We start from the raw sequence: 22,719 nt of genomic DNA, 5'->3' as shown, positions 1-22,719 counted from the left end.
GGCCTCCTCAGGACTTTCCGCCGGGTACGAGGGCCGGGTCCACCACGCCGCGCCGCTCCTGCCAGAACCTGCCGTCACTGACCCGCCAGAAGCACATCAGCAGGACTCCGGCCACGGCGACGCCGAGGCCGATGACCAGCGGCGGTCCGAGGCCGAACCAGGAGACCCCGCCGGCGGAGTTCGCCGGGTCCGCCATGTCGCTCACGGACTCCACCAGCAGCCAGGCCAGCAGACCCGCGCCGATCAGCGGGCCGAGGCCGATGAGGAGGAAGTTGTGCGCGTTCTCCAGGAGGTGGCGGCGGTAGTAGACCGCGCAGGCCACTCCGGTGAGGGCGTAGTAGAAGGCGATGAGCAGGGAGAGCGCCGTGAGCGAGTCGAGCAGGGCGTTCTCGCTGATCTGGTTGACGACGAGGTACCAGGCGATGGCGATGGCGGCCACCCACCAGGTGCTGACGTCCGGCGTGCGGAAGCGGGGGTGGATGTGCGCCAGGTGCGGCGGCAGGGCGTGCCGGCGGGCCATCGACAGGGCGGTCCGGGAGGCCGGGATGATCGTCGTCTGGGTGGAGGCGAGGGCGGAGGTGCAGACGGCGAGGAGCACCACCCAGTCCCAGCCGCCCATCACCTCGTGGGCGAGGACAGCGAAGACGGCCTCCTCCTCGCCGGCGTTCTCCGCGAGGAACTTCGTCCCGGCGTAGGCGACGACGGCGTAGCCGACCGACAGGTAGGTCACCAGCAGCACGATGGTCGACCAGATGCCCGCCTTGCCGGGGGCCGTGGCGGAGTCCTCGACCTCCTCGGTGAGGTTCACGGCGGATTCCCAGCCCCAGTAGATGAACACGCCGAGCAGCAGTCCCCCGGTGAGCGCGGTGCCGCCGGCGCCGAAGGGGTTGAGCCAGGAGAGGGAGGGCGGGGTGCCGGCGAGGGTGCTGGTGCCGGCGTAGACGCGGTAGAGGGCGACCACCGCGAAGACGAGCAGGAAGAAGACCTGGGCGAGGATGAGGACGTCCTGGAGCCGGGCGGACATCTCGGTGCCGATGACGCAGACGGCGGTCATCGCGAGGATCACGACGACGCTCAGGCCCTGCCGGATCAGCTCGTTGGCGGCCCAGCCGTCCAGGCCCGCGGCGAGCAGGCCGAAGTGGACGGCCACGTCCGCGAGGGAGCCGATGACGAGGACACCGGTCATGGTGATGGCCCAGCCGCCGAGCCAGCCCGCCCAGGGGCCCATGGCGCGGGTCACCCAGGAGAAGGTGGTGCCGCAGTCCTGGTCGACCTTGTTGAGGTAGTAGAAGGCGGCGGCGATGAGCAGCATCGGCACGAAGGACGCCAGCATCACGCCGGGCGCGTAGAGGCCGACGAGGGCGACGATCGGGCCGATCACGGCGGCGAGGGAGTAGGCGGGCGAGGTGGAGTTCAGGCCGATCACGAGGGCGTCGAGGAAGCCGATGGCGTTGGCCTTGAGGCTCGCGTCGGAGCCGGCTTCCGGGAGGGTGCCGCCCGGTGCGCCGTGGTCGCCGTCGTCCATGTACGCATCGTCACGTACCCGGCCCGCGCGCGCGAGGCGGGCGGGCCGGGCGGGGTTCGGGCCTCAGGGGCGGGTGTTCCAGCCCTCCACGACCGGGAGGCCGTGCTCCGTGGACAGGACGCTGACCGTGCCGGTGCGCAGCAGGAAGAGCCGGCCCTCCTCGGGGGGCAGGCCGAGGTAGCGGGCGGTCAGCACGCGCAGGAAGTGCCCGTGGGCGACGAGCACCACATCGCCCCGGCCGGCGCTCAGCACCTCGCCGGCCCGGGCCAGCACCCGGTCCGCGCGGGTCCCGACCTGGGCGGCCTGCTCGCCCGGATGGTGGGCGTCGCCCGGCGGCACCCCGTCGGTCCACAGCGACCAGCGCGGCCGGGTCCGCTGGATCTCGGCGGTCGTGATGCCCTCGTAGCCTCCGTAGTCCCATTCGTGCAGGTCGGGGTCGGGCACTCCGTCGGGGAGGCCGGCGAGCCGGGCGGTGGCGACGGCCCGGCTCAGCGGGCTGGTCAGCACCAGGGCGGGGCTGCGGTCCTTGAAATAGGGGGCCAGGGAGAGGGCCTCCTCGACCCCGCGCGCGGTCAGCGGCACATCCGTCAGCCCGGTGTGCCGTCCGTTCGCGCTCCAGGCCGTCTCGCCGTGCCGCACCAGTAGAAGATCACTCATGCTCCGGACCCTAGGGCATGGAATTCGCTGCGGAAACGCTGCAAGTTGGTTCCGGCGGTGCGGGTGGCGAGGCTCGTGGCATGGACGACCATCCTTTCCCCGCCGACCGCGACACCGCACTCTCCGCCGGGTTCGCGGCGGGCGGCGAGGGCGCGGTGGAGCAGGTCTACCGGCGCTGGCGGCCACTGGTGCACTCCATGGCCCGGCGGGCCCTGGGCGACGAGCGCGAGGCGGAGGACGTGACGCAGCAGGTGTTCCTGGCCGCCTGGCGCGGCCGCGGCGGCTACCGGCCGGGGCCCGGCGGCCTCGGGGCCTGGCTCGCGGGGATCACCCGCCACAAGGTCGCCGACGCGCTGGAGGCCCGTACCCGCCGGTCCCGGGCGGTGGCCGCCGCGGCACTCGGCGACGGCCTCCTCGGCGGCGGCCCGTACCCCGGGGCGGTCGCCGCGTCCGGGCCGCCGGAACCGGAGCGGGTCCTGGACCGGCTGCTGGTGACGGGTGAGCTGGCGCGGCTGTCCCGCGCGCAGCGGCACGTGCTGTGGCTGGCCTTCTACGCCGACCTCAGCCAGAGCCAGATCGCCGCGCGCACCGGCCTCCCGCTGGGCACCGTCAAGAGCCACATGCGGCGGGCGCTGCTCCTCCTGCGGGACTCCCTGGAGGCGGCGCCCCCGCCCCGGCTGCCAGTGCCTCGATGACGGGCAGGCCCGACCGCAGCCCGAACAGCCGCTCGGCGCGCGGCTGGCGGACCCGCCCGTCCCAGCCCGGTCCGGCCAGCAGCAGCGCCGGGTGACCGCGCGCCCCGTGCGGCCCCCACTCGATGCCGGCCACCGAACGCACCAGGCCCCGGTCGGCGGTGGTGCGGGACTGCGACCAGAGGACGGCGGCCCGCGGCCCCGTCCGCCGGACCGCGTCGCACAGCGCCTCGGCGGGCAGGGCCGCGCCGAACATCCGTACCGGCAGCCCCCGTTCGCCGAGGGCCGCCGCGAGGGCCTCGATCGGCAGGCTGTGCTGTTCTCCGGGCGCGCAGGCGAGCAGCACCGGGGGCGTGCGCGGCCGCTCGGGCGCGGGCCGGATCCGGTGCAGGGCGGCGGAGACCTGCCAGGACAGCAGGTGCTCCACCTCGACGTACCGCTCCCCCGCCGAGGCCCATTTGCGGCCCACCGCGTGCAGGGTCGGCGCGATGACCTCCTCCCACGCCGTGACCACGCCGCAGTCCGCGAGGGCGGTCTCCAGCAGTTCCGCCACCGCCGGCGCGTCCAGGCGTACGGCGGCCCGCGCGAGCCCTCTCGCCTCCGTCCGCACCTCCCCGAGGGGAAGGGCCCCGGGCCCGCCCGGTGTCACCGCCGCCGAGCGCCCGCCGGCGCGGGTGCCGGGTGCTGCGCCGAGCGCGGCCCGCGCCGCCTCGGACGGGGGCACGCCCCGCGCGGTGAGCCGGCACATCTCCTCCAGGCGGGCGATGTCCTGCGGGGTCCAGCGGCGGTGCCGGCCGTCCTCGCGGCGGGCCGGGCCGATGGCGTAACGGCGCTCCCAGGAGCGGAGCGTGGTCGGGGACACCCCGAGGCGGCGGGCGACGGCGCCCGTGCTCAGGGCGGGTTCGGCGGGCGGCGGCGCGGGCTCCACCCGGCTCACGATACGGCGCCGGGCCGCCCCTGCCGGAAGCGGCCGAGGCCGTCGGCGAGGCCGATGACGGGCTCGGGGTAGGCGAAGCGGGCGCGCTCCGCCCCGGTCAGCCGCCACGGCTCGTGGACGCGAGGCGCGGACAGACCGGCCAGCTCGGGCACCCAGCGGTGCACGTACCGGCCGTCGGGGTCGTAGCGCAGGCCCTGGCGGACGGGGTTGAGGACCCGGTTGGGGCGGGTGTCGGTGCCGGTGCCGGCCACCCACTGCCAGTTCAGCTGGTTGTTGGCCACGTCCCCGTCGACCAGGAGGTCCAGGAAGTGCCGGGCGCCGGCCCGCCAGTCCACGTACAGGGTCTTGGCGAGGAAGCTCGCGGCGAGCAGGCGGCCCCGGTTGTGCATCCAGCCCTCGTGGCGGAGCTGGCGCATGGCCGCGTCGACGACGGGGTAGCCGGTGCGGCCCTCCTGCCAGGCCCGGAGCTCCTCTTCGGCCCCGGGTCCGGTGTGCCAGTGGTCCCGGCGGGTGCGGTAGTCCTCGTGCGCGGCGGCGGGGCGGGCGGCGAGGACCTGGTGGTGGAAGTCGCGCCAGCACAGCTGCCGGACGAACGCCTCGGCGCCGGGGCCGCCGGCCGCGCGGGCGCGCTGGACGGCCTCGACGGGCGAGAGGGTGCCGAAGTGCAGGTGCGGGGAGAGGCGGGAGGTGGCGTCGCCGGCCAGGTCGTCGTGGGACTCCTCGTACCGGGTGACACCGGCCCGCAGCCAGCGTGCGAGGAGCCGGCGGGCCTCGCTCTCGCCGCCGCGCGCCAGCCCCGGTGAAGTGCCGGTGACGGCGGAGCGGCGGGGCGGGTCCTCCGAGCCGAGGCCTTCGGGGACGCGGACGGTCCGGGGGGCGGGCTCCACGGGGCGCGGCGGGAGTTCGGCCCAGCGGCGCAGGTAGGGGGTGAAGACGGCGAAGTGGTCGGAGCCCGAACCGGAGGGGGTGACCGCGCCGGGGGCCACGGCGGTGATGACGGTGTCGTGGACGTAGAGCCTGCGGCCCTGGGCCTCCAGGGCCTCGCGCAGGCGTTCCTCGCGGGCGTGGGCGTAGCCGCTGACGCCGGCGGCCATGTGCACCTCGTCGGCGTCGGCCTCCTGGACGAGCGCGCAGACCTCGGCGACGGCGTCGCCGGAGCGCAGGACGAGCCGGCCGCCGCGCTCGCGCAGGGCGGCGTCGAGGTCGGTGAGGCAGTCCGCGAGGAAGGCCAGCCGGTTGGGGGCGGCGAAGGCGGAGTCCTGGATGGCGCGGTCGCGGACGAAGAGCGGGACCACGCGGTCACTGGAGGAGAGGGCGGCCCGCAGCGGCGGGTGGTCGTGCACGCGCAGGTCGGAGGTGTACAGGACCACGGCGGTGTTCATGGCTCTCGGCTCCGCGTCAGGGGTGTGGGCGACGGCTGTCACGGGGTGCTTCGGCACGGGGGGCGCCGCCGGATGCGGGGGCCTGCGGCGCGGAAGCCTGCGGCGCGGGTGCGGAATCTCGCGGCGCCGGTGCGGGACCTTGCGGCGCGGGGGCGGGCTCGGCGGTGCCTGGCGCGGCACCCTCGGCGGCGCGTTCCGCGGCGCGGGCGATGTTGCGGGCCATGCCGCCGAAGACGACGGCATGGAAGGGCGACACGCTCCACCAGTACAGATGGCCGAGCAACCCGTGCGGATGGAACAGCGCCCGCTGCCGGTAGACGGCCCGCCCGGCGCCGATGCCGGGCCCTGCCGTGCCGCCCGGCCCAGTGCCGTCGGAGCCCGGCCCGGCCGGGCCCGAGCCGGACGGCCCGTCGGGTGCGGCGGCGTGGCCGGGGGACCCGGTGGGGACGGACGGGGCAATGCCCTTGGCGCCCGACGCCGGGGCGGTGGGGGGCGGGGTGTTCGGGGGGTCCGCGTGGAGTTCCAGCCAGGCCAGGCCCGGGAGGCGCATCTCGGCGCGCAGGCGCAGCAGGCGGCCCGGTTCGATCTCCTCCACGCGCCAGAAGTCGAGGGAGTCGCCGACGCGGAGCCGGGCGGCGTCGCGCCGGCCGCGCCGGATGCCGACCCCGCCGACGAGCCGGTCCAGCCAGCCCCGTACGGACCAGGCCAGCGGGAAGGAGTACCAGCCGTTCTCCCCGCCGATGCCCTCCACCACCCGCCACAGCGCGGCCGGCGCGGCCTCGACGGCGAGTTCCCGCTCGTCGGTGTAGAGGCTGCCGCCCGCCCAGGCGGGGTCGGTGGGCAGCGGGTCGCTGGGCGCGCCGGGCAGGGCGGCGGAGGACCAGCGGGTGCTCACCTGGGCCTCCCGGACCCGCTGGAGGGCCAGCGCCAGGGCCTGGTCGAAGCCGATCGGGGAGCCTGGCGGATCGGGGACGTACGCGGCGATGTCGTGCTCGTCGCAGACCACCTCGTGGCGCAGGGACTCCGCCAGCGGCCGGGCCAGCGCGCGCGGGACGGGCGTGACGAGGCCGATCCAGTGGCTGGACAGCCTCGGCGTCAGCATGGGGACCCGTACGATGAGCCGTTTCGGGAGCTCCGCCACGACCGCGTAGCGCCGCATCATCTCCTCGTACGTGACCACGTCCGGCCCGCCGATGTCGAAGGTCCGGCTGACCTCGGGCGGCATGCCGGCGCTGCCGACGAGGTAGCGCAGGACGTCCCGGACGGCGATGGGCTGGATGCGGGTGCCGACCCAGCTGGGGGTGACCATCACGGGCAGGCGTTCGGTGAGGTAGCGCAGCATCTCGAAGGAGGCCGAGCCGGAGCCGATGATCACGGCGGCGCGCAGCACGGTGGTCGGCACCCCGGAGGCGAGGAGGATCTCCCCGACCTCGGCGCGGGAGCGCAGGTGCGGGGAGAGTTCGGTGCGCGGGACGTCGAGGGGGACGAGGCCGCCGAGGTAGACGATCCGGCGAACCCCGGCCGCGCGGGCCTGTTCGGCGAAGGTACGGGCGGCGGCGCGGTCCCGGTCCTCGAAGCCGTGGCCGGTGCCGAGGGCGTGGACGAGGTAGTACGCGACGTCGATGCCCTCCAGGGCCGCCCCGACCGACACCGGATCGGTGACGTCGCCGCGCACCGCCTCGGCCCGGCCCGCCCAGGGGTGGTCGCGCAGCCGCTCCGGGGAGCGGGCCAGGCAGCGGACGCGGTGTCCCGCGTCGAGGAGTTCGGGCACCAGGCGGCCGCCGATGTAGCCGGTGGCCCCGGTGACCAGGCAGTGCAGGCCCGTCATGTGCGTCCTCCGCTCGTCGTCCCCCTCAGCCGCGGCGGCCGCCCGCGCGGCCCCCTCGGAGGGATTCGGGCGGGCCGGCGCGATCGGATGCGGCGGCCCGGTCTCCGGGGACCACCATGCCGTTCCCGCGTACCGGTTCGCCCCACGACACATCCGACACCCCCCACGGCTCCGAAGTAACGGCGAACGGTGACGGGGGGAGCGAAGACGGAGGGAGCGGGATGACCGAGCGAGGACGACCGCGCACGGCCGTGGTCGGCGGGGGTGTCTCGGGGCTGACGGCGGCGTACGTGCTGGCCGGGAGCCATGAGGTGACCCTGTACGAGGCCGACGACCGGCTGGGCGGGCACGCCCGCACCCATACGGTGGAGGGGCCCGACGGCCTGGTCCGGGCCATCGATTCCGGGGTCGTCGTCCACGACGAACGTACGGACCCGCACCTGACGCGGCTGCTGCGCGAACTGGGCGTGGCCACCCGGCCGGCCGGCCTCGGGCTGTCGGTGCACTGCGCGGGCTGCCGGCTGGAGTACCGGGGGACGCGCGGGCCGTGGGGGCTGTCCGCCCGGCCCCGGTGCGCGCTGCGGCCCGCGTACCTGCGGATGCTGGCGAGGGTGCCGGAGTTCCACCGGCGGGCCCGGCGGCTGCTGGCCTCGCCGCCGGGGGCGCCCGAGCCGACGCTGGGCGAGTTCCTGGAGCGGGGCCGGTTCGGGCCGTACTTCGCCGGGCACTTCGCGGTGCCGCTGGCGGCCTGCGTGTGGCCCGGTCCGCCGGGCGCGGCGCTGGCCTGCCCGGCGCGGCACCTGTTCCGCCGCCTCTCCCGCCAGGGGCTGCTGCCGGGCGGCGGCGGCGCGCCGCGCCGGCGTACGGTCGAGGGCGGCTCGGCCCGGTACGTGGAGCGGGTCCGGGAGGCGCTGGGCGCGGGGGCGGTCCGCTGCGGGGCGCGGGTACGGTCGCTCTCCCGTACGGCGGGCGGGGTGTGGATCACCACCGCCGACGGGGCCCCGGCGGCGTACGACTCGGTGGTGATCGCCGTCCACGCGGACCAGGCGCTGCGGCTGCTGGCCGATCCCGGCGACGCCGAGCGGGCGGTGCTCGGCGCCTTCCGCTATTCCCGCCACCGGACGGTGCTGCACACGGACGCCTCGGTGCTGCCGCGCGCGGCGACGGCGCGGGGCTGCCGCATGCATCGGCTGTCTGGATGCCGGCCGGCCGGGACGCCGGTGGAGGTCAGCTACGACATGAACCGGCTCCAGGGGCTGACGGGGCCGGAGCCGTACGTGGTGACCCTGGACCCGGCGGCCGGCAGGGTACGGCCGGAGCGGGTGCTGGCCGAGGCGGTGTACGAGCACCCGCTGTACTCCCCGGAGGCGGCGGCGGCGCGGCTTCGGCTGCCCGGGCTGTCGGGGCCGGTGACGGCCTTCGCGGGGGCGTACCACGGCTGGGGGTCCCCCGAGGACGGCTGCCGCTCGGGCGTGGCGGCTGCGGCCGCGCTGGGCGTGGTCTGGTGAGCGGCGGCGAGCCTCCGGGGGCCGGGCCGGCGGCGGCCGGTGCCCTGTACGAGGCCGACGTCCGGCACGTGCGGACCGGCGGCCACCGGCACTCCCTGCGCCACCGCACGTACCTGTGGCTGGTGGACCTGGACGCGCCGCCCCGGCTGCCGGCCCCGCTGCGGCCCCTGGCCCGGTTCGAGGCCCGGGACCACTTCGGTGGCGGGCTGCCGACGATCCGGGCGGGCTTGGACGCGTTCCTGGCGAGGCGCGGGGCGGCGCTGCCGCCGGGTTCGCGGGTGCTGATGCTGGCGCACGCGCGGGTGCTCGGGTACGTGTTCAACCCGCTCTCGGTGTACTGGTGCCACCCCCCGGACGGCGCCCCTGCGGCAGATCGTCGCCGAGGTACACACCACGTACGGCGAGCGGCTGGACCTGCTGGTCCGGCTGGCGGGCGGCGGCGACGGGGCCCGGCTGACCGCGACCGTGCGGGGGCGGCGCCGCCGCGGGGGCGCGCGGGGGCTGCTGCGCGCCGCGCTGCACCATCCGTGGTCCACCGCCGCGGTGGCGCTGGGCATCCGGTGCCACGGCGTCCGGCTGTGGCTGCGCGGGCTGCCCCTGCAGCCGCGCCGCAGACCCGTGCGCCAGGCGGGCCTGAAGTGACCGGCGGGGCGCCCCGGAAGCGGGTGAATCGGGCCATTGGTACAGTCCGGCCATGGCGGTGGACGAACTCGACACCCGGATCCTGCGCCTGCTGATCGAGCAGCCGCGCACCAGCGTCCGCGAGTACGCCCGGATCCTCGGCGTGGCGCGCGGCACCCTCCAAGCCCGGCTGGACCGGCTGGAGCGGACCGGGGTGATCACCGGGACCGGCCCGGCGCTCTCCCCGGCGGCGCTCGGGCACCCCGTGCTGGCCTTCGTCCACATCGAGGTCACCCAGGGGTACCTGGACGAGGCGGGCGAGGCCCTCGCCGCCGTGCCCGAGATCATCGAGGCCTTCTCGATCACCGGCGGCGGGGACCTGCTGACCCGGGTGGCGGCCCGCGACAACGCCCACCTGGAGGACGTGATCCAGCGGCTGATCCGGCTGCCGGGCGTGCTGCGTACCCGAACCGAAGTGGCCCTGCGCGAGCGGGTGGCGCACCGGCTGCTCCCCCTGGTCGAATCGGTGGGGCGGCAGGCGGCGGAGCGGGCGGCCCGGGCGGGCAGGGCCGAGAGGGCGGCTCCGAAACCCTGACAGGATGGTGTGGACACGTACACAACCGGCAGGACGGGCACAGCGGATGATTTCCGTCATATTCGATCTCGACGGCACCCTCGTGGACAGCGAGCCGAACTACTACGAGTCGGGCCGCCGCACCCTGGAGCGCCACGGCGTCCCCGGGTTCACGTGGGAGGAGCACTCCCGCTTCATCGGCATCGGCACCCTGGAGACGCTGGAGATCCTCCGGGAGCGCCACGGGCTGCGGGCCCCCGTCGGGCAGCTGCTCGCGGAGCAGAACGCCGCCTACCTGGAGCTCGCCCGCGCGCACACCGAGGTCTATCCGGAGATGCGCAAGCTCGTCGAGCGCCTGCACGCGCGGGGCGTCCCGATGGCGGTGGCCTCCGGCTCCTCCCGCGAGGCGATCGACGCCGTACTGGCGGGCACCGGGCTGGACACGCTGCTGACCACCGCCGTCTCGGCGGAGGAGGTCGCGCACGGCAAGCCCGCCCCCGACGTCTTCCTGGAGGCGGCCCGCCGGCTCGGTGCCGCACCGGCCGACTGCGTGGTCGTCGAGGACGCGGCGCCCGGCGCCCTGGCCGCGCACGCCGCCGGGATGGGCTGCGTGGCGGTCCCCTACGTGACGGACACCGCGGACGACCCGGCCTTCGCCGCCGCGGGCCTGCTCTTCGCGGGCGGCCAGGCCGGCTTCAGCGCGGACGCCGCCCACGACTGGCTGCTGTCGCGCGCGACCGCCTGAGCCCCGGCCCGCGTGCTGCGAGGGGCGACCGGATTCGGCCCGAACTGCCCCCGGTAACTGCCCCCTTGGCGCCGCGCGCGCTCCTACGCTCGGGCCTCGGCGGCGGCGGGAGAGCACGCCGCCCTGACCGGAGAGGGCTCGATGGAGATGAACAGGAACAAGCTGGCAGCGGGCAGTGCGGCCGTCGTGATGGCGGCGGGGATCGCGATGACGGCGGTCGGCACGGCGAACGCGGCCCCGAACGGCGCGCGCATCACCTCGGTGGAGCAGCTGCACCAGAACCTCGCCCAGGCGGTGGCGCGGGAGCAGGCGCTCGGTGCGCAGGGCACCCTCGGCGACCCCATCGGCCGTGAGGCGCTGGCGTCGAGCGACGCCGTAGCCGGCTGACGGGCCCGGTGAGCACCGTGGGAAGCGACCAGACAGCAGCAGCCCCGCCGACCTGGTGCCCGAGCGGCGAGGCCCGGGCGCCGGAGTCCCTCGTCCTCGGCGTCCGCTCGGCGGTGGACGGCCGGGTGGTCTACCTCGCCGATCCGGTCCCGGCGGCCGAGGTGCTCGGCGGCGTACCCGAGGGCGTCGAGCCCACCCGGGTCCTGCGTTTCGCCTCGCACTGCGTCTCCGCCTGCGTCAACCGGCGGGGCGAGGACTGCGCCCTCGTGGAACGGGTCCTGGCCCTGCCCGCGGCGACGGCGGACGCCCGTGCGGTCCCCCGGTGCCACCTGCGCTCCCGGTGCCAGTGGTGGCAGCAGTCGGGCGTCTCCGCCTGCCACCGCTGCCCGGCCGTCACCACGGCCACCTTCCGGGAGGACGAACTCGCCACCCTGGTGGCGGACCCGTCCACGACCCCGGAGCAACTGGCCGCCTGGATCAGGGAGACCGCCTGACCGACACCGCACGACGCGCGCCCCCGTCCGGCGACACCCCCGCCGCCGGACGGGGGCGTCCGCGTCCGGGGCCCGGCCGCCTTGCCGCGCCACGGCGGCGGCGACGCGGTCGGGGAAGATCCCGAGCCCGACGCGAGTTGGTAGAACCGTGAACGAAACGGTGCGGGGCGCGGCAGAGGTGGACGTGGTGGTCGTCGGGGCGGGGCAGGCGGGCCTGTCCAGCGCCTACCACCTGGGACGGGCCGGGATCGACCACGTGGTGCTCGACCACTCGCCCCGGCCGGGCGGCGCCTGGCAGTTCCGCTGGCCCTCGCTCACCTACGGCAAGGTCCACGGCATGCACGCGCTGCCCGGCATGGAGCTGGTCGGCGCGGATCCGCTGCGGCCCTCGTCCGAGGTGATCGGCGCGTACTTCGCGGCGTACGAGGAGCGCTTCGGCCTGCGCGTACGCCGGCCCGTGGACGTGACGGCGGTGCGCGACGCGGGCGACGGCCCGGCCGGCCGGCTGCTCGTGGAGTCGGCGTCGGGCAGCTGGTCGGCGCGGGCCCTGGTCAACGCCACGGGCACCTGGGACCGGCCGTTCTGGCCGCGCTACCCGGGCCAGGAGCTGTTCCGGGGGCGCCAGCTGCACACGGCGAACTACCCGGGCCCGGCGGAGTTCGCCGGGGCCCGGGTCATCGTCGTCGGCGGCGGCACCTCGGCGGTGCAGCACCTGCTGGAGATCTCCGAGGTGGCGGCGGAGACCACGTGGGTCACCCGGCGGCCGCCCGTGTTCCGCAAGGGCTCCTTCGGCGAGGCCGAGGGCCGGGCGGCGGTGGCGCTGGTCGAGGAGCGGGTCCGGCGCGGGCTGCCCCCGCAGAGCGTGGTCAGCGTGACGGGCCTGCCGCTGAACGAGGCCGTACGGGCGGGTCTGGCCTCGGGGGTCCTGGCCCGGCGGCCCGTCTTCGACCACCTCACCGCGACCGGCGCCGCCTGGGCGGACGGCAGCCGGGTGGACGCCGACGTCGTGCTGTGGGCCACCGGGTTCCGGGCCGCCGTCGACCACCTGGCCCCGCTGCGGCTGCGCGAGCCCGGCGGCGGCATCCGGGTCGAGGGCACGAGGGCGGTCCGGGACGAGCGCGTCCACCTGGTCGGATACGGCCCCTCGGCCTCGACGGTCGGCGCCAACCGGGCCGGCGCCGCCGCCACCCGCGCCCTCCGCCGCCTCCTGGCCCGCACCCCGGTCTAGAGCTTGCGGGCCGCGCCCGCGCGGAGGCGGTTGAACTCCGCCACGTGCCGCTCGTGCTCTTCGTAGGTCGCCGAGAAGCGGGTGTCCCCCGGCTTGACGGTGACGAAGAACAGCCAGTCGCCGGGGGTCGGCGCGACCGCCGCCGCCATGGCGCGCAGGCCGGGGCTGTCGATGGGGGTGGGCGGCAGGCCCTGGCGTGCGTAGGTGTTGAAGGGGTGGTCGATGCGGGTGTCGCTGAGCTTGGTGTCGACCGTGCTGCGGTTCAGGGCGTAGTTGAGGGTCGAGTCCATCTGGAGCGGCATCGACTTCGCCAGCCGGTTGTGCACCACGCGCGCGACCTTGCCCATGTCCGCCGGATTGTCGACCTCCGCCTCGACGATGCTCGCGAGGGTGGCCGTCTGGTACGGGGTCATCCCGTGCGCCCTGCCGCCGTCGGCCACGGCCTTCGTGGCGAGGTGCCGGTTCGCCGTCTCCACCATGTACGTGAGCAGCCCGACCGGGGTGGACGTCGAGGTCACCGGGTATGTCGCCGGGAACAGGTACCCCTCGGGGTTGCCCTTGGCCTCCGCCGGGAGGGGCAGTACGGCGGTGGCGGCGGCGTGCTGCGTGGTGCCGGCCGGGAGCTTCAGTTCGCGGTCGACGGCGGCGTAGACCTGGGGAGCCCGCCACCCTTCGGGGATCAGCAGCCGGCGCGGTCGCTCGGGCGGCGTCTCGTCAGGCAGCAGGAGCGGGATCAGGACGGCGGCCCCGAGCGCGATCAGCAGGCCGAGCAGGAGCGCCAGGCGGCCCCGACGGGTGAACTGGGAGCGGCGCTGTGGCGGCTGGTCCTCATGAGGCATACGGGCACGCTAGCCCGCACCTCGCCATATTCGCCGCATTACATACCTTTTCACCCTTGCTTTGATCGTACGATCACACCTTCACCGGAGTCGTCAGCGGCTCCTCCGCAGCACCCCGGCTCCTCCGCGTGCCCGTGGCGTCCACATCCGGCTCCCGCAGCGCGGGGGCCTTCGCGGCGGCGTCCCGGTCGCGGCGGACCAGGGCCGCGTAACGCCCTCCGGCGTCGAGCAGCTCTTCGTGCGTCCCGCGCTCGGCGATGCGGCCCGCGTCCAGGACCACGATCTGGTCGGCGTCCCGGACGGTGGAGAGGCGGTGCGCGATGGTGATGGTGGTACGGCCCCGGGACAGGCTGTCGATGGCCCGCTGCACCGCGTGCTCGGTGCGGGTGTCGAGGGCACTGGTGGCCTCGTCGAGGATGAGCACCGGCGGATCGCGCAGGATCGTGCGCGCGATGGCCAGGCGCTGCTTCTCGCCGCCGGAGAAGCGGTAGCCGCGCTCGCCGACCAGGGTGTCGTACCCGTCGGGCAGGGACTCGATGTGGTCGTGGATCTGGGCCGCCCGGGCCGCCTCGGTGATCTCCTCGTCGGTGGCGTCGGGCTTGGCGAAGCGCAGGTTGTCGGCGACCGAGGCGTGGAAGAGGTAGGTCTCCTGGGAGACCACGCCTATGGAGCGGGCCAGCGAGTCGAAGTCGAGGTCGCGGACGTCCACCCCGTCCAGGGTGACCCGTCCGCCGGTCACGTCGTAGAGCCGTGGCACGAGGTAGCTGAGGGTGCTCTTGCCCGAGCCGGTCGGGCCGACCACGGCGAGCGAACCGCCGGCGGGGACGGTGAGGTCGATGCCGGTGAGCGTGGGGCCGTTCTGGGGCTCGTACGAGAAGTGCACGTCCTCCAGGCGGACCTCGCCCTTGGCCTGCTCCAGCCGTACCGGATCCGGGCGCTCGGTGATGTCCACCGGCAGGTCGAGGTACTCGAAGATCCGGGCGAACAGCGCGAGCGAGGTCTGCATCTGCACGCCGGTCGACAGCAGGCTCACGGCGGGCCGGAACAGGCCCTGCTGGAGGCTGACGAAGGCGACGAGGGTGCCGACGGAGAGCGAGGGGGCGCCGGTCTGCAGGGCGATGCCCGCGGCCCAGTAGATGAGCGCGGGCATGGCGGCCATGACGATGCCGATGGTCGACATCCGCCAGCGCCCGGCCATGCTGGAGCGCACCTCCAGCCCGACCAGCTTCTCGGACTCCTCGGAGAACGCCTTGGTGAGGGAATCGGAACGGCCCATGGTGCGGCCCAGCAGGATGCCGCTCACCGAGAGGGACTCGGTGACCTCGGCGGCCATCGCGGCCATCTGCTTCTGCCGCTGGGTGGTGATCTTCTTGCGCTCGTGGCCCACGCGGCGGCTGATCCACACGAAGAGCGGCAGCAGGAACAGCGAGACGAGGGTGAGCCGCCAGTCGAGGGCGAGCATCGCGACCACGGAGGCGATGACGGCGGTCAGGTTCGACACGAGCGAGGTCGCGGTCGAGGTGACGGTGGCCTGCATGCCGCCGATGTCATTGGCGATGCGGGACTGCACCTCGCCGGTGCGGGTGCGGGTGAAGAAGGCCAGCGGCATCCGCTGGAGCTGGGCGTAGACGGCGGTGCGCAGGTCGTGCATGACGCGCTGGCCGACGGTGGTGGAGATGAAGGTCTGGAGCACGCCGAAGACGCTGGTCACGACGGCGGTCAGGATCATGCCGAGCGCGAGGAGGCTCAGCAGCCCGGTGCGGCCCTGCGGGATCGCGACGTCCAGGATCTCCTTGAGCAGGAACGGCGAGGCGACGCCGACCAGCGAGGACGCGGCGACCAGCAACCCGACCACCGCGAGACGGCCGCGATAGGGGCGGAAGAGGCCGAGGATGCGCCGCAGCTCGCGCGGGCGCTCGGAGGGAGCCGGACGGGTGGGGTCGAGGGCTTCGTTCGATGGGGTCCACTTCGGTTCTTCGGGGCGCATGGGCCTCCTTCTGCCGAGACTCCGATGAGCATAGCTCATTGTTACCTATACTCACAATGAATCCGGTCCTGGTACTGTTCCCAGTATGAGCACCGGTTCCGAGACCGACACCCGCGATTCCACCGACGGCGTCCTCGCCGAGCAGCTGCTGCGCCTCACGCGGCGGCTCCACCGGATCCAGAAGCGCCACCTGGAGCCGCTCGGGATCACCCCCGCCCAGGGCAGGCTGCTCCGGCTCGTCGCGCACTACGGCGGCGACCAGCCGCCCCGGATGGCCGATCTGGCCACGCGCCTCGAAGTCGTGCCCCGCGCCGTGACCACCCTGGTCGACGGCCTGGAGAGCGCCGACTGCGTGCGCCGGGTGCCGGACCCCGCCAACCGCCGCGTGATCCGGATCGAGCTCACCGAAACCGGCCGCGCCACGCTGCGCCGTCTGCGCAACGCGCGGACCGACGCCGCGGAGGAGATCCTGGCTCCGTTGACCGCCGACCAGCGCGAGGTGCTCGGCGGCCTGCTGAACGCGCTCGCGGACGCCCCGGCCGGTATCCCGGGGGGCCGCGGCTGCTGACCGCGCGCCGGCGCCGGCGCACAGGAAGGGGCCCGTATGCCGCTGCTGGAACCGGAGCCGGGCGCCCTGCGCCCCGACGGCCCCGCCACCCCGGCCCCCGACCGGGTCCCCGACCGGATGGCGGCGGGCACCCCGCCGGCCGTGCGCGCCGGGCTGACCGGCCTGCTCGGCGCCGAGAAGGTGCTCTGGAAGGTCTCCGACCTGGTCCGCTACGCCTCCGACGCCTCCCCGTACCGGTTCGTGCCGCAGGTCGTGGTGGTCGCCGAGGACCTCGACGACGTCTCCGCCGTGCTCTCCTACGCCCACGGCCGGCGGCGCGAGGTGGTCTTCCGCGCCGCCGGAACCTCGCTGAACGGTCAGGCCCAGGGCGAGGACATCCTGGTCGACGTACGCCGCCACTGGTCCGGCGTCGAAGTCCTCGACGGCGGCCGCCGCGCCCGGATCCGGCCGGGCACCACCGTGTTCCGGGCCAACGCCGCCCTGGCCCGGTACGGCCGGGTCCTGGGGCCCGACCCGGCCAGCGCCCTCGCCTGCACCCTCGGCGGGGTCGTCGCGAACAACGCCTCGGGCATGACGGCCGGGACCACGAGGAGCGCGTACCGGACCCTCTCCTCCCTCACGTTCGTCCTGCCGACCGGCACGGTGGTCGACACGGCCGACCCGCTCGCCGACGAGGAACTGGCCCGCGCCGAGCCGGCCCTGTGCCACGGGCTGCTGGAGATCAAGCGGGAGATCGAGGCCGATCCGGAGCTCGTCGCCCGGATCCGCGCCAAGTACGAGATCAAGAACACCACCGGTTACCGCCTCGACGCCTACCTCGACGGCGCCACCCCGGTGGAGATCCTGCGCGGCCTGATGGTCGGCTCCGAAGGCACCCTCGGTTTCATCTCCGAGGTCGTCTTCGACACCCTGCCCCTCGACCGCGAGCTCACCACCGCCCTGCTCTTCTTCCCCTCCCTGCCCGCCGCCGCTGCCGCCGTACCGCTGTTCAACGAGGCGGGCGCCCTCGCCGTGGAGCTGATGGACGGCAACACCCTGCGCGCCTCGGTCAGCGTCGCGGGCGTGCCCGCCGACTGGGCGCGGCTGCCCAAGGACGCGGCCGCGCTGCTCGTTGAGTTCCGGGCCCCGGACGCGGCCGGCCGCGCCGCGCACGAGCGCCGGGCCGCCGAGGTGCTGGCCGGGCTGGAGCTGGTCGCACCGGTCGCCTCCGTCACCAACGCGTTCACCAGCGATCTCGCCGTCGTCTCCGGCTACTGGAAGGCCCGCAAGGCCTTCGTCACCGCCGTTGGCGGAGCCCGCGCCGCCGGCACCACCCTGATCACCGAGGACTTCGCCGTACCGCCGTCCAGACTTGCCGAGGCCTGCGAGGCGCTCCTCGTCCTCCAGGCCGAGCACGGCTTCGACGCGGCCGTCGCGGGCCACGCCGCCCACGGCAACCTGCACTTCCTCCTCGCTTTCGACGCCTCCGTGCCCGCCGATGTCGACCGGTACGCGGCCTTCATGGACGCCTTCTGCCGGCTCACCGTCGAACGCTTCGACGGCTCCCTCAAGGCGGAGCACTCCACCGGCCGCAACATGGCCCCCTTCCTCGAACTGGAGTGGGGGCCCAGGGCCACCGAACTCATGTGGCGCACCAAGCGGCTCATCGACCCGGACCTCGTCCTCGCCCCGCGGATCCTCCTCGACCGCGACCCGCGGGCCCATCTGCGCGGGCTGAAGACGATCCCCCGGATCGAGGCCGTCGCCGACCCCTGCATCGAGTGCGGTTTCTGCGAACCGGTCTGTCCCAGCCGGGACCTGACGACCACCCCGCGCCAGCGGATCGTGCTGCGCCGCGAGATGACGCGCCAGCGGCCGGACTCCCCCGTCCTCGACGGCCTGCTCGACGCCTACGGCTACGACGCCGTCGACACCTGCGCGGCAGACTCCACCTGCGGGCTCGCCTGCCCGGTCGGCATCGACACCGGCGCCCTGATGAAGGACTTCCGCCACCGCCGCCACGGGCCGCGCGAGGAGCGCGCCGCCGCGCTCGCCGCGCGGGGGTTCCGCGGGGTGGAGGCCGCCGCCCGGCTGGCCGTGGCCGCGGCCGACGCGATCACCTCCCGGGTCGGCGACGCGCCGCTGACCGCGCTGACCGCCCTCGCCCGGAAGGCCGTACGCCCCGACCTGGTGCCGCGCTGGCTGCCCCAGCTCCCCGGCGCCGCCGCCCGGGCACTGCCCCCGACCCGGCGGGTGGGCGCGGCGGCCGTGTACTACCCGGCCTGCGTCAACCGCGTCTTCGGCTCTTCGGACCGGGACGGCGGGCCCTCCCTGCCGGAGGCGGTGGTCGCCGTGTCGGAGCGGGCCGGGAAGCCGGTGTGGATCCCCCGCGACGTCACCGGCACCTGCTGCGCCACCATCTGGCACTCCAAGGGGTACGAGGAGGGCAACCGGCTGATGGCCAACCGGACCGTCGAGGCCGCCTGGGGCTGGACGGCCGGGGGCCGGCTCCCGCTGGTGGTCGACGCCTCCTCCTGCACCCTGGGCCTCGCGCGGGAGGTGGTCCCGTACCTGACCGAGGACAACCGCGCCCTCCACGAAGCACTGCGGATCGTCGACTCCGTCGTCTGGGCGGCACGTGAACTGCTGCCCCGGCTGGAGGTCCTGCGCACGGTCGGCTCCGCCGTCCTCCACCCCACCTGCTCGATGCTCCGGCTGGACGATCTCGCCGAACTGCGCGCGGTGGCGGCCGCCTGCGCCGACGAGGTGGTCGTCCCGGACGACGCGGGCTGCTGCGCCTTCGCCGGCGACCGGGGGATGCTGCACCCGGAGCTGACCGCGTCGGCGACGGCCCGCGAGGCGGCGGAGGTGACCTCCCGGTCCTACGACGCCTACCTGTCGGCGAACCGGATGTGCGAGGTCGGCATGGACCGGGCCACCGGGCACCGCTACGCCTCGGCCCTGCTCGCGCTGGAACGCGCCACCCGCCCCTGAGCGCCCCGCAATACGCGCGGGCGCACCTCCCTCCGCACCGGAAAATCGATTGCCCCGGCCGGGTCCGGAAGACGAACCTTGCGTGGTTCGGCCTACTCGACCAGTCATGGGGCGTCATGCAGATCAGCGATCTTCCGTATTCCGACCCCGGACAACCAGACGCCCGCTCCGGACCGGCGTTCCTGCGCTGGCTGGGGCGCGGCCAACTCGGCGGCCGGGCCCGCAGCCTGGCCTGGGGCCTGGTGCACTTCGGCGGTGTCGCCGGACTCCCGTACGCGGTCGGACTGGGCGTGGACGCGGTCGTCCGGCGCGACGGCGCGGGCCTGCTCCGGGTCGGCGGGCTGCTCCTGCTCCTCGGCGTGGCCATCTCCGTCGGCGACGCCATGCTGCACCGCACCGCCGTCACCAACTGGATCACCGCCGCCGCCCGGGTCCAGCAGCTGCTGGCCCGCAAGACCGCCGAGCTGGGCTCCGCCCTGACCCGCCGGGTCGCGGCAGGCGAAGTGGCGGCCGTTTCTACCGGCGACGTGGAGAAGATCGGCTGGTTCGTCGAGGCGGTGTCCCGCTTCCTCGCCGCCGCCGTCACCGTCGTCGCGATCTGTGTCGGCCTGCTGTTCTACGCCCCCGCCATCGGGGTGGTGGTCGCCACCGGTGTCCCCGTGCTGGCGCTGTCCGTGCTGCCGCTGCTGCCCCGCGCCACCCGGCGCGCCGACCACCAGCGCGAGAAGGCGGGCAAGGCCACGGAACTGGCCTCCGACACCGTTGCGGGCCTGCGCGTCCTGCGCGGCGTCGGCGGTGAGGAACTCTTCCTGAGCCGCTACCGCGAGGCCTCGCAGGAGGTCCGCCGGGCCGCCGTGCGCACCGCGCGGATGTGGGCGCTGATCGCCGCGATCCAGGTGCTGCTGCCGGGCGCGCTGCTGATCACGGTGATCTGGTACGGCTCCGTGCTGGTGCTGGACGACCGGCTGGCGGTCGGTCAACTCGTCGCGGCCTTCAGCGCGGTGAGCACCATGCTGTACCCGCTGCGGCACTTCCAGGAGATCGCCATGGCCTACTCCTTCTCCCGGCCCTCCGCCGCCCGGGCGGCCCGGGTGCTGTCGCTGACCCGGACCGATGCCGCCGAGACCGCCGAGACCGGAGCGCCCGACGCCGGTGCGGTGGTTCTGCCGCCGGCTCCGGGCGGGGACCTGTACGACGCCGAGACGGGGGTGCTGGCCCCGGCCGGCCGGTTCACGGCGGTCGTGTGCGGGGACCCCGATCTCGCGGGACGGCTCGCCGAGCGGCTGGGCGGCCATCCGATGGACTCCGCCGCCGGGGCGCCCTCCGCGCTGCTGGGCGGGGTCGCGCTGGACGAACTCCCGCTGGACGCGGCGCGCGAGCTGGTCCTCGTACAGGACAAGGAGCCGGTGCTGCTGTCGGGGACGCTGCGCGGGCTGTTCGACGTACCGGCCTCCGGCGCCGTCACGGCCGGGGCGGCGCTGGCGGCGGCGCAGTGCGGCGACGTCCTGGAGGCGCTGCTGCAGTCGGCCCCCGAGGCGGTGGACGACCCGATGGACGCCCGGATCACCGAGCGCGGGCGTTCCCTGTCGGGCGGCCAGCGCCAGCGGCTTGCGCTGGCCCGGTCGCTGGTCACCGACCCGGAGGTGCTGGTCCTGGACGAGCCGACCTCGGCGGTGGACTCGCACACCGAGGCACGGATCGCCGACGGGATCGCGACCCTGCGCGCCGGGCGCACCACCGTGGTGCTGGCGTCGTCGCCGCTGCTGCTGGACCGGGCCGACCGGGTCGTCCTGGTCCACGAGGGCCGCGCCCTCCCGGCGGGCACGCACCGTGAGCTGCTGCGCGGCGAGCCGCATTACCGGGCGGTCGTCACGCGCGAGACGGACGAGGAACAGCGGCGCGCCGGCTTCGGCCTGGCGGCGCCGGCCGAGGAACTCACAGAGATCGAGGAATCCGCATGATCGGCTTGGCGCCCCCGGAACACGATCCGGCGGCCCCCGAGACGGCCGCGACCCTGCCCGTGGGCTCGTCGGAGACCGTACGGGGCTACGTGCGCGGCCTGCTGCGCAGGCACCGGCGGGCCTTCGTGGGGCTGGTGGGGGTCAACGCGGCGGCGGTGGTCGCCTCCATGGCCGGGCCCACCCTGCTGGGGCGGGTCGTCGACGATCTCTCCTCGGGGGCGCGCGAGCTCCATCTGGGGCGCGTGGCCATGCTGTTCGCGCTGGCGCTGGCCGTGCAGACGTTCTTCACGCGCCTGGTGCGGCTGCGCGGGGCGATGCTGGGCGAGGAGATGCTGGCCGATCTGCGCGAGGACTTCCTGGTGCGTTCCGTGGGGCTGCCCCCGGGCGTCCTGGAGCGGGCCGGCACCGGCGACCTGCTCTCGCGGATCACGACCGACGTCGACCGGCTGGCCAACGCCATGCGCGAGGCCGTGCCGCAGCTGACCATCGCCGTGGTCTGGGCCGGGCTGCTGTACGGGGCGCTCGCGGTCACCGCTCCGCAGCTGGCCCTGGCCGCGCTGCTGGCGCTGCCGGTCCTGGTCGTCGGCTGCCGCTGGTACTTCCGGCGGGCGCCCTCGGCGTACCGCTCGGAGGCCGCCGGGTACGCGGCGGTCGCGGCGGTGCTCACCGAGACCGTGGACGCGGGCCGGACCGTGGAGGCGCACCGCCTCGGACGGCGCCGGATCGCGCTGTCGGAGCGGCGGATCAAGGAGTGGACGGCCTGGGAGCGGTACACGCTCTACCTGCGGACGGTCCTCTTCCCCGTCGTGAACGTCACGTACGTCCTGATCCTCGGCTTCGTGCTGATGATCGGCGGGTACTGCGTGCTGCGCGGCTGGATGTCGGTCGGTCAGATGACCACGGGCGCGCTGCTGGCGCAGATGATGGTCGATCCGATCGGTCTGATCCTGCGCTGGTACGACGAGCTCCAGGTCGCGCAGGTCTCGCTGGCCCGGCTGGTCGGCGTGCACGAGATCGAGCCGGACGCGGGGGACGCGACGCTCGCCCCGAGCGGCCGGGCCGTGCGGGCGGACGAGGTCCACTTCGGCTACAAGGAGGGCGTGGACGTCCTGCACCAGGTGTCGATGTCGGTGCCGCCGGGCACCCGGATGGCGCTGGTCGGTCCTTCGGGCGCGGGCAAGTCCACCCTCGGGCGGCTGCTGGCGGGCATCTACGCGCCCCGGACGGGCGACGTCACGCTGGGCGGGGCGACGCTGTCGCGGATGCCGGCGGAGCGGGTGCGCGAGCACGTGGCGCTGGTCAACCAGGAGCACCACGTGTTCGTCGGCTCGCTGCGGGACAACCTGCGGCTGGCCCGGGCGGGCGCGGCGGACGCCGAACTGTGGGAGGCGCTGGGCGCGGTGGACGCCGACGGCTGGGCGCGGGCGCTGGACGCCGGGCTGGACACGGAGGTGGGCTCCGGCGGGACGGCCCTGACCCCGGCGCAGGCCCAGCAGGTGGCGCTGGCCCGGCTGGTGCTGGCGGATCCGCACACGCTGGTGCTGGACGAGGCGACCTCGCTGCTGGACCCGCGCGCCGCCCGGCACCTGGAGCGCTCGCTGGCCCGGGTGCTGGACGGCCGTACGGTGATCGCGATCGCGCACCGGCTGCACACCGCGCACGACGCGGACGTGATCGCGGTGGTGGAGGGCGGCCGGATCAGCGAGCTGGGTTCGCACGACGAACTGGTCGCGGCGGACGGCGCCTACGCCGCCCTGTGGCGCTCCTGGCACGGCTGACCGGGCCGGTCGGCGGGGTTCAGCGGCGGGGGGTC

At 75.2% G+C, this 22,719-nt stretch carries 18 protein-coding genes and 1 pseudogene; 12 read left to right on the top strand and 7 right to left on the bottom strand.

Going from position 1 to position 22,719, the window contains the following annotated elements; translation table 11 throughout:
- Positions 1–7: 7 nt before the first annotated feature.
- Both ACZ6ZT_RS04115 and ACZ6ZT_RS04110 read right to left on the bottom strand, forming a co-directional pair.
- Positions 8–1,525 carry an APC family permease gene (locus tag ACZ6ZT_RS04115; protein ID WP_469715324.1) on the bottom strand — a complete coding sequence of 506 codons (1,518 nt, stop codon included), beginning with the start codon at positions 1,523–1,525 and terminating at the stop codon, positions 8–10.
- Between the two features lie 63 nt (positions 1,526–1,588).
- Positions 1,589–2,182 carry a histidine phosphatase family protein gene (locus ACZ6ZT_RS04110; RefSeq protein ID WP_469715323.1) on the bottom strand — a complete coding sequence of 198 codons (594 nt, stop codon included), beginning with the start codon at positions 2,180–2,182 and terminating at the stop codon, positions 1,589–1,591.
- Positions 2,183–2,262: 80 nt separating this feature from the next.
- Here ACZ6ZT_RS04110 and ACZ6ZT_RS04105 point away from each other — a divergent pair, with 80 nt between their 5' ends.
- Complete coding sequence (locus ACZ6ZT_RS04105; protein ID WP_469715321.1) at positions 2,263–2,877, top strand: RNA polymerase sigma factor; 615 nt, start codon at positions 2,263–2,265, stop codon at positions 2,875–2,877.
- On the opposite strand, the gene ACZ6ZT_RS04100 is transcribed toward ACZ6ZT_RS04105, so the two are convergent.
- From ACZ6ZT_RS04100 to ACZ6ZT_RS04090, 3 genes are read right to left on the bottom strand one after another with little or no spacing between them, the layout of a single operon-like run.
- Positions 2,792–3,802 (bottom strand): MerR family transcriptional regulator, encoded by a 1,011-nt coding sequence (locus ACZ6ZT_RS04100; protein ID WP_469715317.1) that lies wholly within the window; start codon positions 3,800–3,802, stop codon positions 2,792–2,794. The genes ACZ6ZT_RS04105 and ACZ6ZT_RS04100 overlap by 86 nt on opposite strands.
- Before the next feature lie 5 nt (positions 3,803–3,807).
- On the bottom strand, positions 3,808–5,193 hold the full coding sequence (locus ACZ6ZT_RS04095; protein ID WP_469715315.1) for a cryptochrome/photolyase family protein: 1,386 nt from the start codon (positions 5,191–5,193) through the stop codon (positions 3,808–3,810).
- A gap of 16 nt (positions 5,194–5,209) precedes the next feature.
- Positions 5,210–7,021, bottom strand: coding sequence for an SDR family oxidoreductase (locus tag ACZ6ZT_RS04090; RefSeq protein ID WP_469715313.1), 1,812 nt, complete (start codon positions 7,019–7,021; stop codon positions 5,210–5,212).
- Between the two features lie 221 nt (positions 7,022–7,242).
- Here ACZ6ZT_RS04090 and ACZ6ZT_RS04085 point away from each other — a divergent pair, with 221 nt between their 5' ends.
- The 7 genes and pseudogenes from ACZ6ZT_RS04085 to ACZ6ZT_RS04055 all read left to right on the top strand — a co-directional run bounded on the left by ACZ6ZT_RS04085 (position 7,243) and on the right by ACZ6ZT_RS04055 (position 12,578).
- Positions 7,243–8,529 carry an NAD(P)/FAD-dependent oxidoreductase gene (locus tag ACZ6ZT_RS04085; protein WP_469715311.1) on the top strand — a complete coding sequence of 429 codons (1,287 nt, stop codon included), beginning with the start codon at positions 7,243–7,245 and terminating at the stop codon, positions 8,527–8,529.
- A pseudogene (locus ACZ6ZT_RS04080) lies at positions 8,523–9,171 on the top strand (DUF1365 family protein). Before ACZ6ZT_RS04085 ends, ACZ6ZT_RS04080 begins: the two are co-directional and overlap by 7 nt.
- A 52-nt stretch (positions 9,172–9,223) precedes the next feature.
- Complete coding sequence (locus ACZ6ZT_RS04075; RefSeq protein WP_469715310.1) at positions 9,224–9,745, top strand: Lrp/AsnC family transcriptional regulator; 522 nt, start codon at positions 9,224–9,226, stop codon at positions 9,743–9,745.
- A 46-nt stretch (positions 9,746–9,791) separates the two neighbouring features.
- Positions 9,792–10,469, top strand: coding sequence for an HAD family hydrolase (locus ACZ6ZT_RS04070; protein ID WP_469715309.1), 678 nt, complete (start codon positions 9,792–9,794; stop codon positions 10,467–10,469).
- A 141-nt stretch (positions 10,470–10,610) separates the two neighbouring features.
- Positions 10,611–10,856, top strand: coding sequence for a hypothetical protein (locus ACZ6ZT_RS04065; RefSeq protein WP_469715307.1), 246 nt, complete (start codon positions 10,611–10,613; stop codon positions 10,854–10,856).
- A gap of 17 nt (positions 10,857–10,873) precedes the next feature.
- A complete protein-coding gene (locus ACZ6ZT_RS04060) occupies positions 10,874–11,350 on the top strand; it encodes a hypothetical protein (RefSeq protein WP_469715306.1) in 477 nt (158 codons plus the stop codon).
- A gap of 148 nt (positions 11,351–11,498) precedes the next feature.
- The gene (locus ACZ6ZT_RS04055; protein WP_469715305.1) at positions 11,499–12,578 is read left to right on the top strand and encodes an FAD-dependent oxidoreductase; all 1,080 of its coding nucleotides are present in this window, start codon (positions 11,499–11,501) and stop codon (positions 12,576–12,578) included.
- Here ACZ6ZT_RS04055 and mltG read toward each other — a convergent pair.
- The gene (gene mltG / locus ACZ6ZT_RS04050; protein WP_469715303.1) at positions 12,575–13,417 is read right to left on the bottom strand and encodes an endolytic transglycosylase MltG; all 843 of its coding nucleotides are present in this window, start codon (positions 13,415–13,417) and stop codon (positions 12,575–12,577) included. The two genes, ACZ6ZT_RS04055 and mltG, sit on opposite strands and share 4 nt — an antisense overlap.
- Positions 13,418–13,490: 73 nt before the next feature.
- On the bottom strand, positions 13,491–15,404 hold the full coding sequence (locus tag ACZ6ZT_RS04045) for an ABC transporter ATP-binding protein (RefSeq protein WP_469715300.1): 1,914 nt from the start codon (positions 15,402–15,404) through the stop codon (positions 13,491–13,493).
- A gap of 85 nt (positions 15,405–15,489) precedes the next feature.
- Here ACZ6ZT_RS04045 and ACZ6ZT_RS04040 point away from each other — a divergent pair, with 85 nt between their 5' ends.
- The 4 genes from ACZ6ZT_RS04040 to ACZ6ZT_RS04025 all read left to right on the top strand — a co-directional run bounded on the left by ACZ6ZT_RS04040 (position 15,490) and on the right by ACZ6ZT_RS04025 (position 22,684).
- Positions 15,490–15,972: a MarR family winged helix-turn-helix transcriptional regulator gene (locus ACZ6ZT_RS04040; protein WP_469715297.1), complete on the top strand. Its 483-nt coding sequence runs from the start codon at positions 15,490–15,492 to the stop codon at positions 15,970–15,972.
- Between the two features lie 36 nt (positions 15,973–16,008).
- The gene (locus ACZ6ZT_RS04035) at positions 16,009–18,945 is read left to right on the top strand and encodes an FAD-binding and (Fe-S)-binding domain-containing protein (protein WP_469715295.1); all 2,937 of its coding nucleotides are present in this window, start codon (positions 16,009–16,011) and stop codon (positions 18,943–18,945) included.
- 116 nt (positions 18,946–19,061) lie between these two features.
- Positions 19,062–20,906 carry an ABC transporter transmembrane domain-containing protein gene (locus tag ACZ6ZT_RS04030; RefSeq protein ID WP_469715292.1) on the top strand — a complete coding sequence of 615 codons (1,845 nt, stop codon included), beginning with the start codon at positions 19,062–19,064 and terminating at the stop codon, positions 20,904–20,906.
- Positions 20,903–22,684: an ABC transporter ATP-binding protein gene (locus ACZ6ZT_RS04025; RefSeq protein ID WP_469715290.1), complete on the top strand. Its 1,782-nt coding sequence runs from the start codon at positions 20,903–20,905 to the stop codon at positions 22,682–22,684. The genes ACZ6ZT_RS04030 and ACZ6ZT_RS04025 overlap by 4 nt, the downstream gene beginning before the upstream one ends.
- Positions 22,685–22,719: the final 35 nt, after the last annotated feature.

It is taken from the genome of Streptomyces sp. NPDC102258, assembly GCF_055584685.1.
This window is presented reverse-complemented; position numbering and strand designations above follow the sequence as displayed.

Excerpts from the sequence above, each read along its gene's own strand:
- ACZ6ZT_RS04115 (WP_469715324.1), bottom strand. The coding sequence starts at position 1,525 with ATGGACGACGGCGACCACGGCGCACCGGGCGGCACCCTCCCGGAAGCC.
- ACZ6ZT_RS04110 (WP_469715323.1), bottom strand. The coding sequence starts at position 2,182 with ATGAGTGATCTTCTACTGGTGCGGCACGGCGAGACGGCCTGGAGCGCG.
- ACZ6ZT_RS04105 (WP_469715321.1), top strand. The coding sequence starts at position 2,263 with ATGGACGACCATCCTTTCCCCGCCGACCGCGACACCGCACTCTCCGCC.
- ACZ6ZT_RS04095 (WP_469715315.1), bottom strand. The coding sequence starts at position 5,193 with ATGAACACCGCCGTGGTCCTGTACACCTCCGACCTGCGCGTGCACGAC.
- ACZ6ZT_RS04090 (WP_469715313.1), bottom strand. The coding sequence starts at position 7,021 with ATGACGGGCCTGCACTGCCTGGTCACCGGGGCCACCGGCTACATCGGC.
- ACZ6ZT_RS04085 (WP_469715311.1), top strand. The coding sequence starts at position 7,243 with ATGACCGAGCGAGGACGACCGCGCACGGCCGTGGTCGGCGGGGGTGTC.
- ACZ6ZT_RS04075 (WP_469715310.1), top strand. The coding sequence starts at position 9,224 with ATGGCGGTGGACGAACTCGACACCCGGATCCTGCGCCTGCTGATCGAG.
- ACZ6ZT_RS04070 (WP_469715309.1), top strand. The coding sequence starts at position 9,792 with ATGATTTCCGTCATATTCGATCTCGACGGCACCCTCGTGGACAGCGAG.
- ACZ6ZT_RS04065 (WP_469715307.1), top strand. The coding sequence starts at position 10,611 with ATGGAGATGAACAGGAACAAGCTGGCAGCGGGCAGTGCGGCCGTCGTG.
- mltG (WP_469715303.1), bottom strand. The coding sequence starts at position 13,417 with ATGCCTCATGAGGACCAGCCGCCACAGCGCCGCTCCCAGTTCACCCGT.
- ACZ6ZT_RS04045 (WP_469715300.1), bottom strand. The coding sequence starts at position 15,404 with ATGCGCCCCGAAGAACCGAAGTGGACCCCATCGAACGAAGCCCTCGAC.
- ACZ6ZT_RS04040 (WP_469715297.1), top strand. The coding sequence starts at position 15,490 with ATGAGCACCGGTTCCGAGACCGACACCCGCGATTCCACCGACGGCGTC.
- ACZ6ZT_RS04035 (WP_469715295.1), top strand. The coding sequence starts at position 16,009 with ATGCCGCTGCTGGAACCGGAGCCGGGCGCCCTGCGCCCCGACGGCCCC.
- ACZ6ZT_RS04030 (WP_469715292.1), top strand. The coding sequence starts at position 19,062 with ATGCAGATCAGCGATCTTCCGTATTCCGACCCCGGACAACCAGACGCC.
- ACZ6ZT_RS04025 (WP_469715290.1), top strand. The coding sequence starts at position 20,903 with ATGATCGGCTTGGCGCCCCCGGAACACGATCCGGCGGCCCCCGAGACG.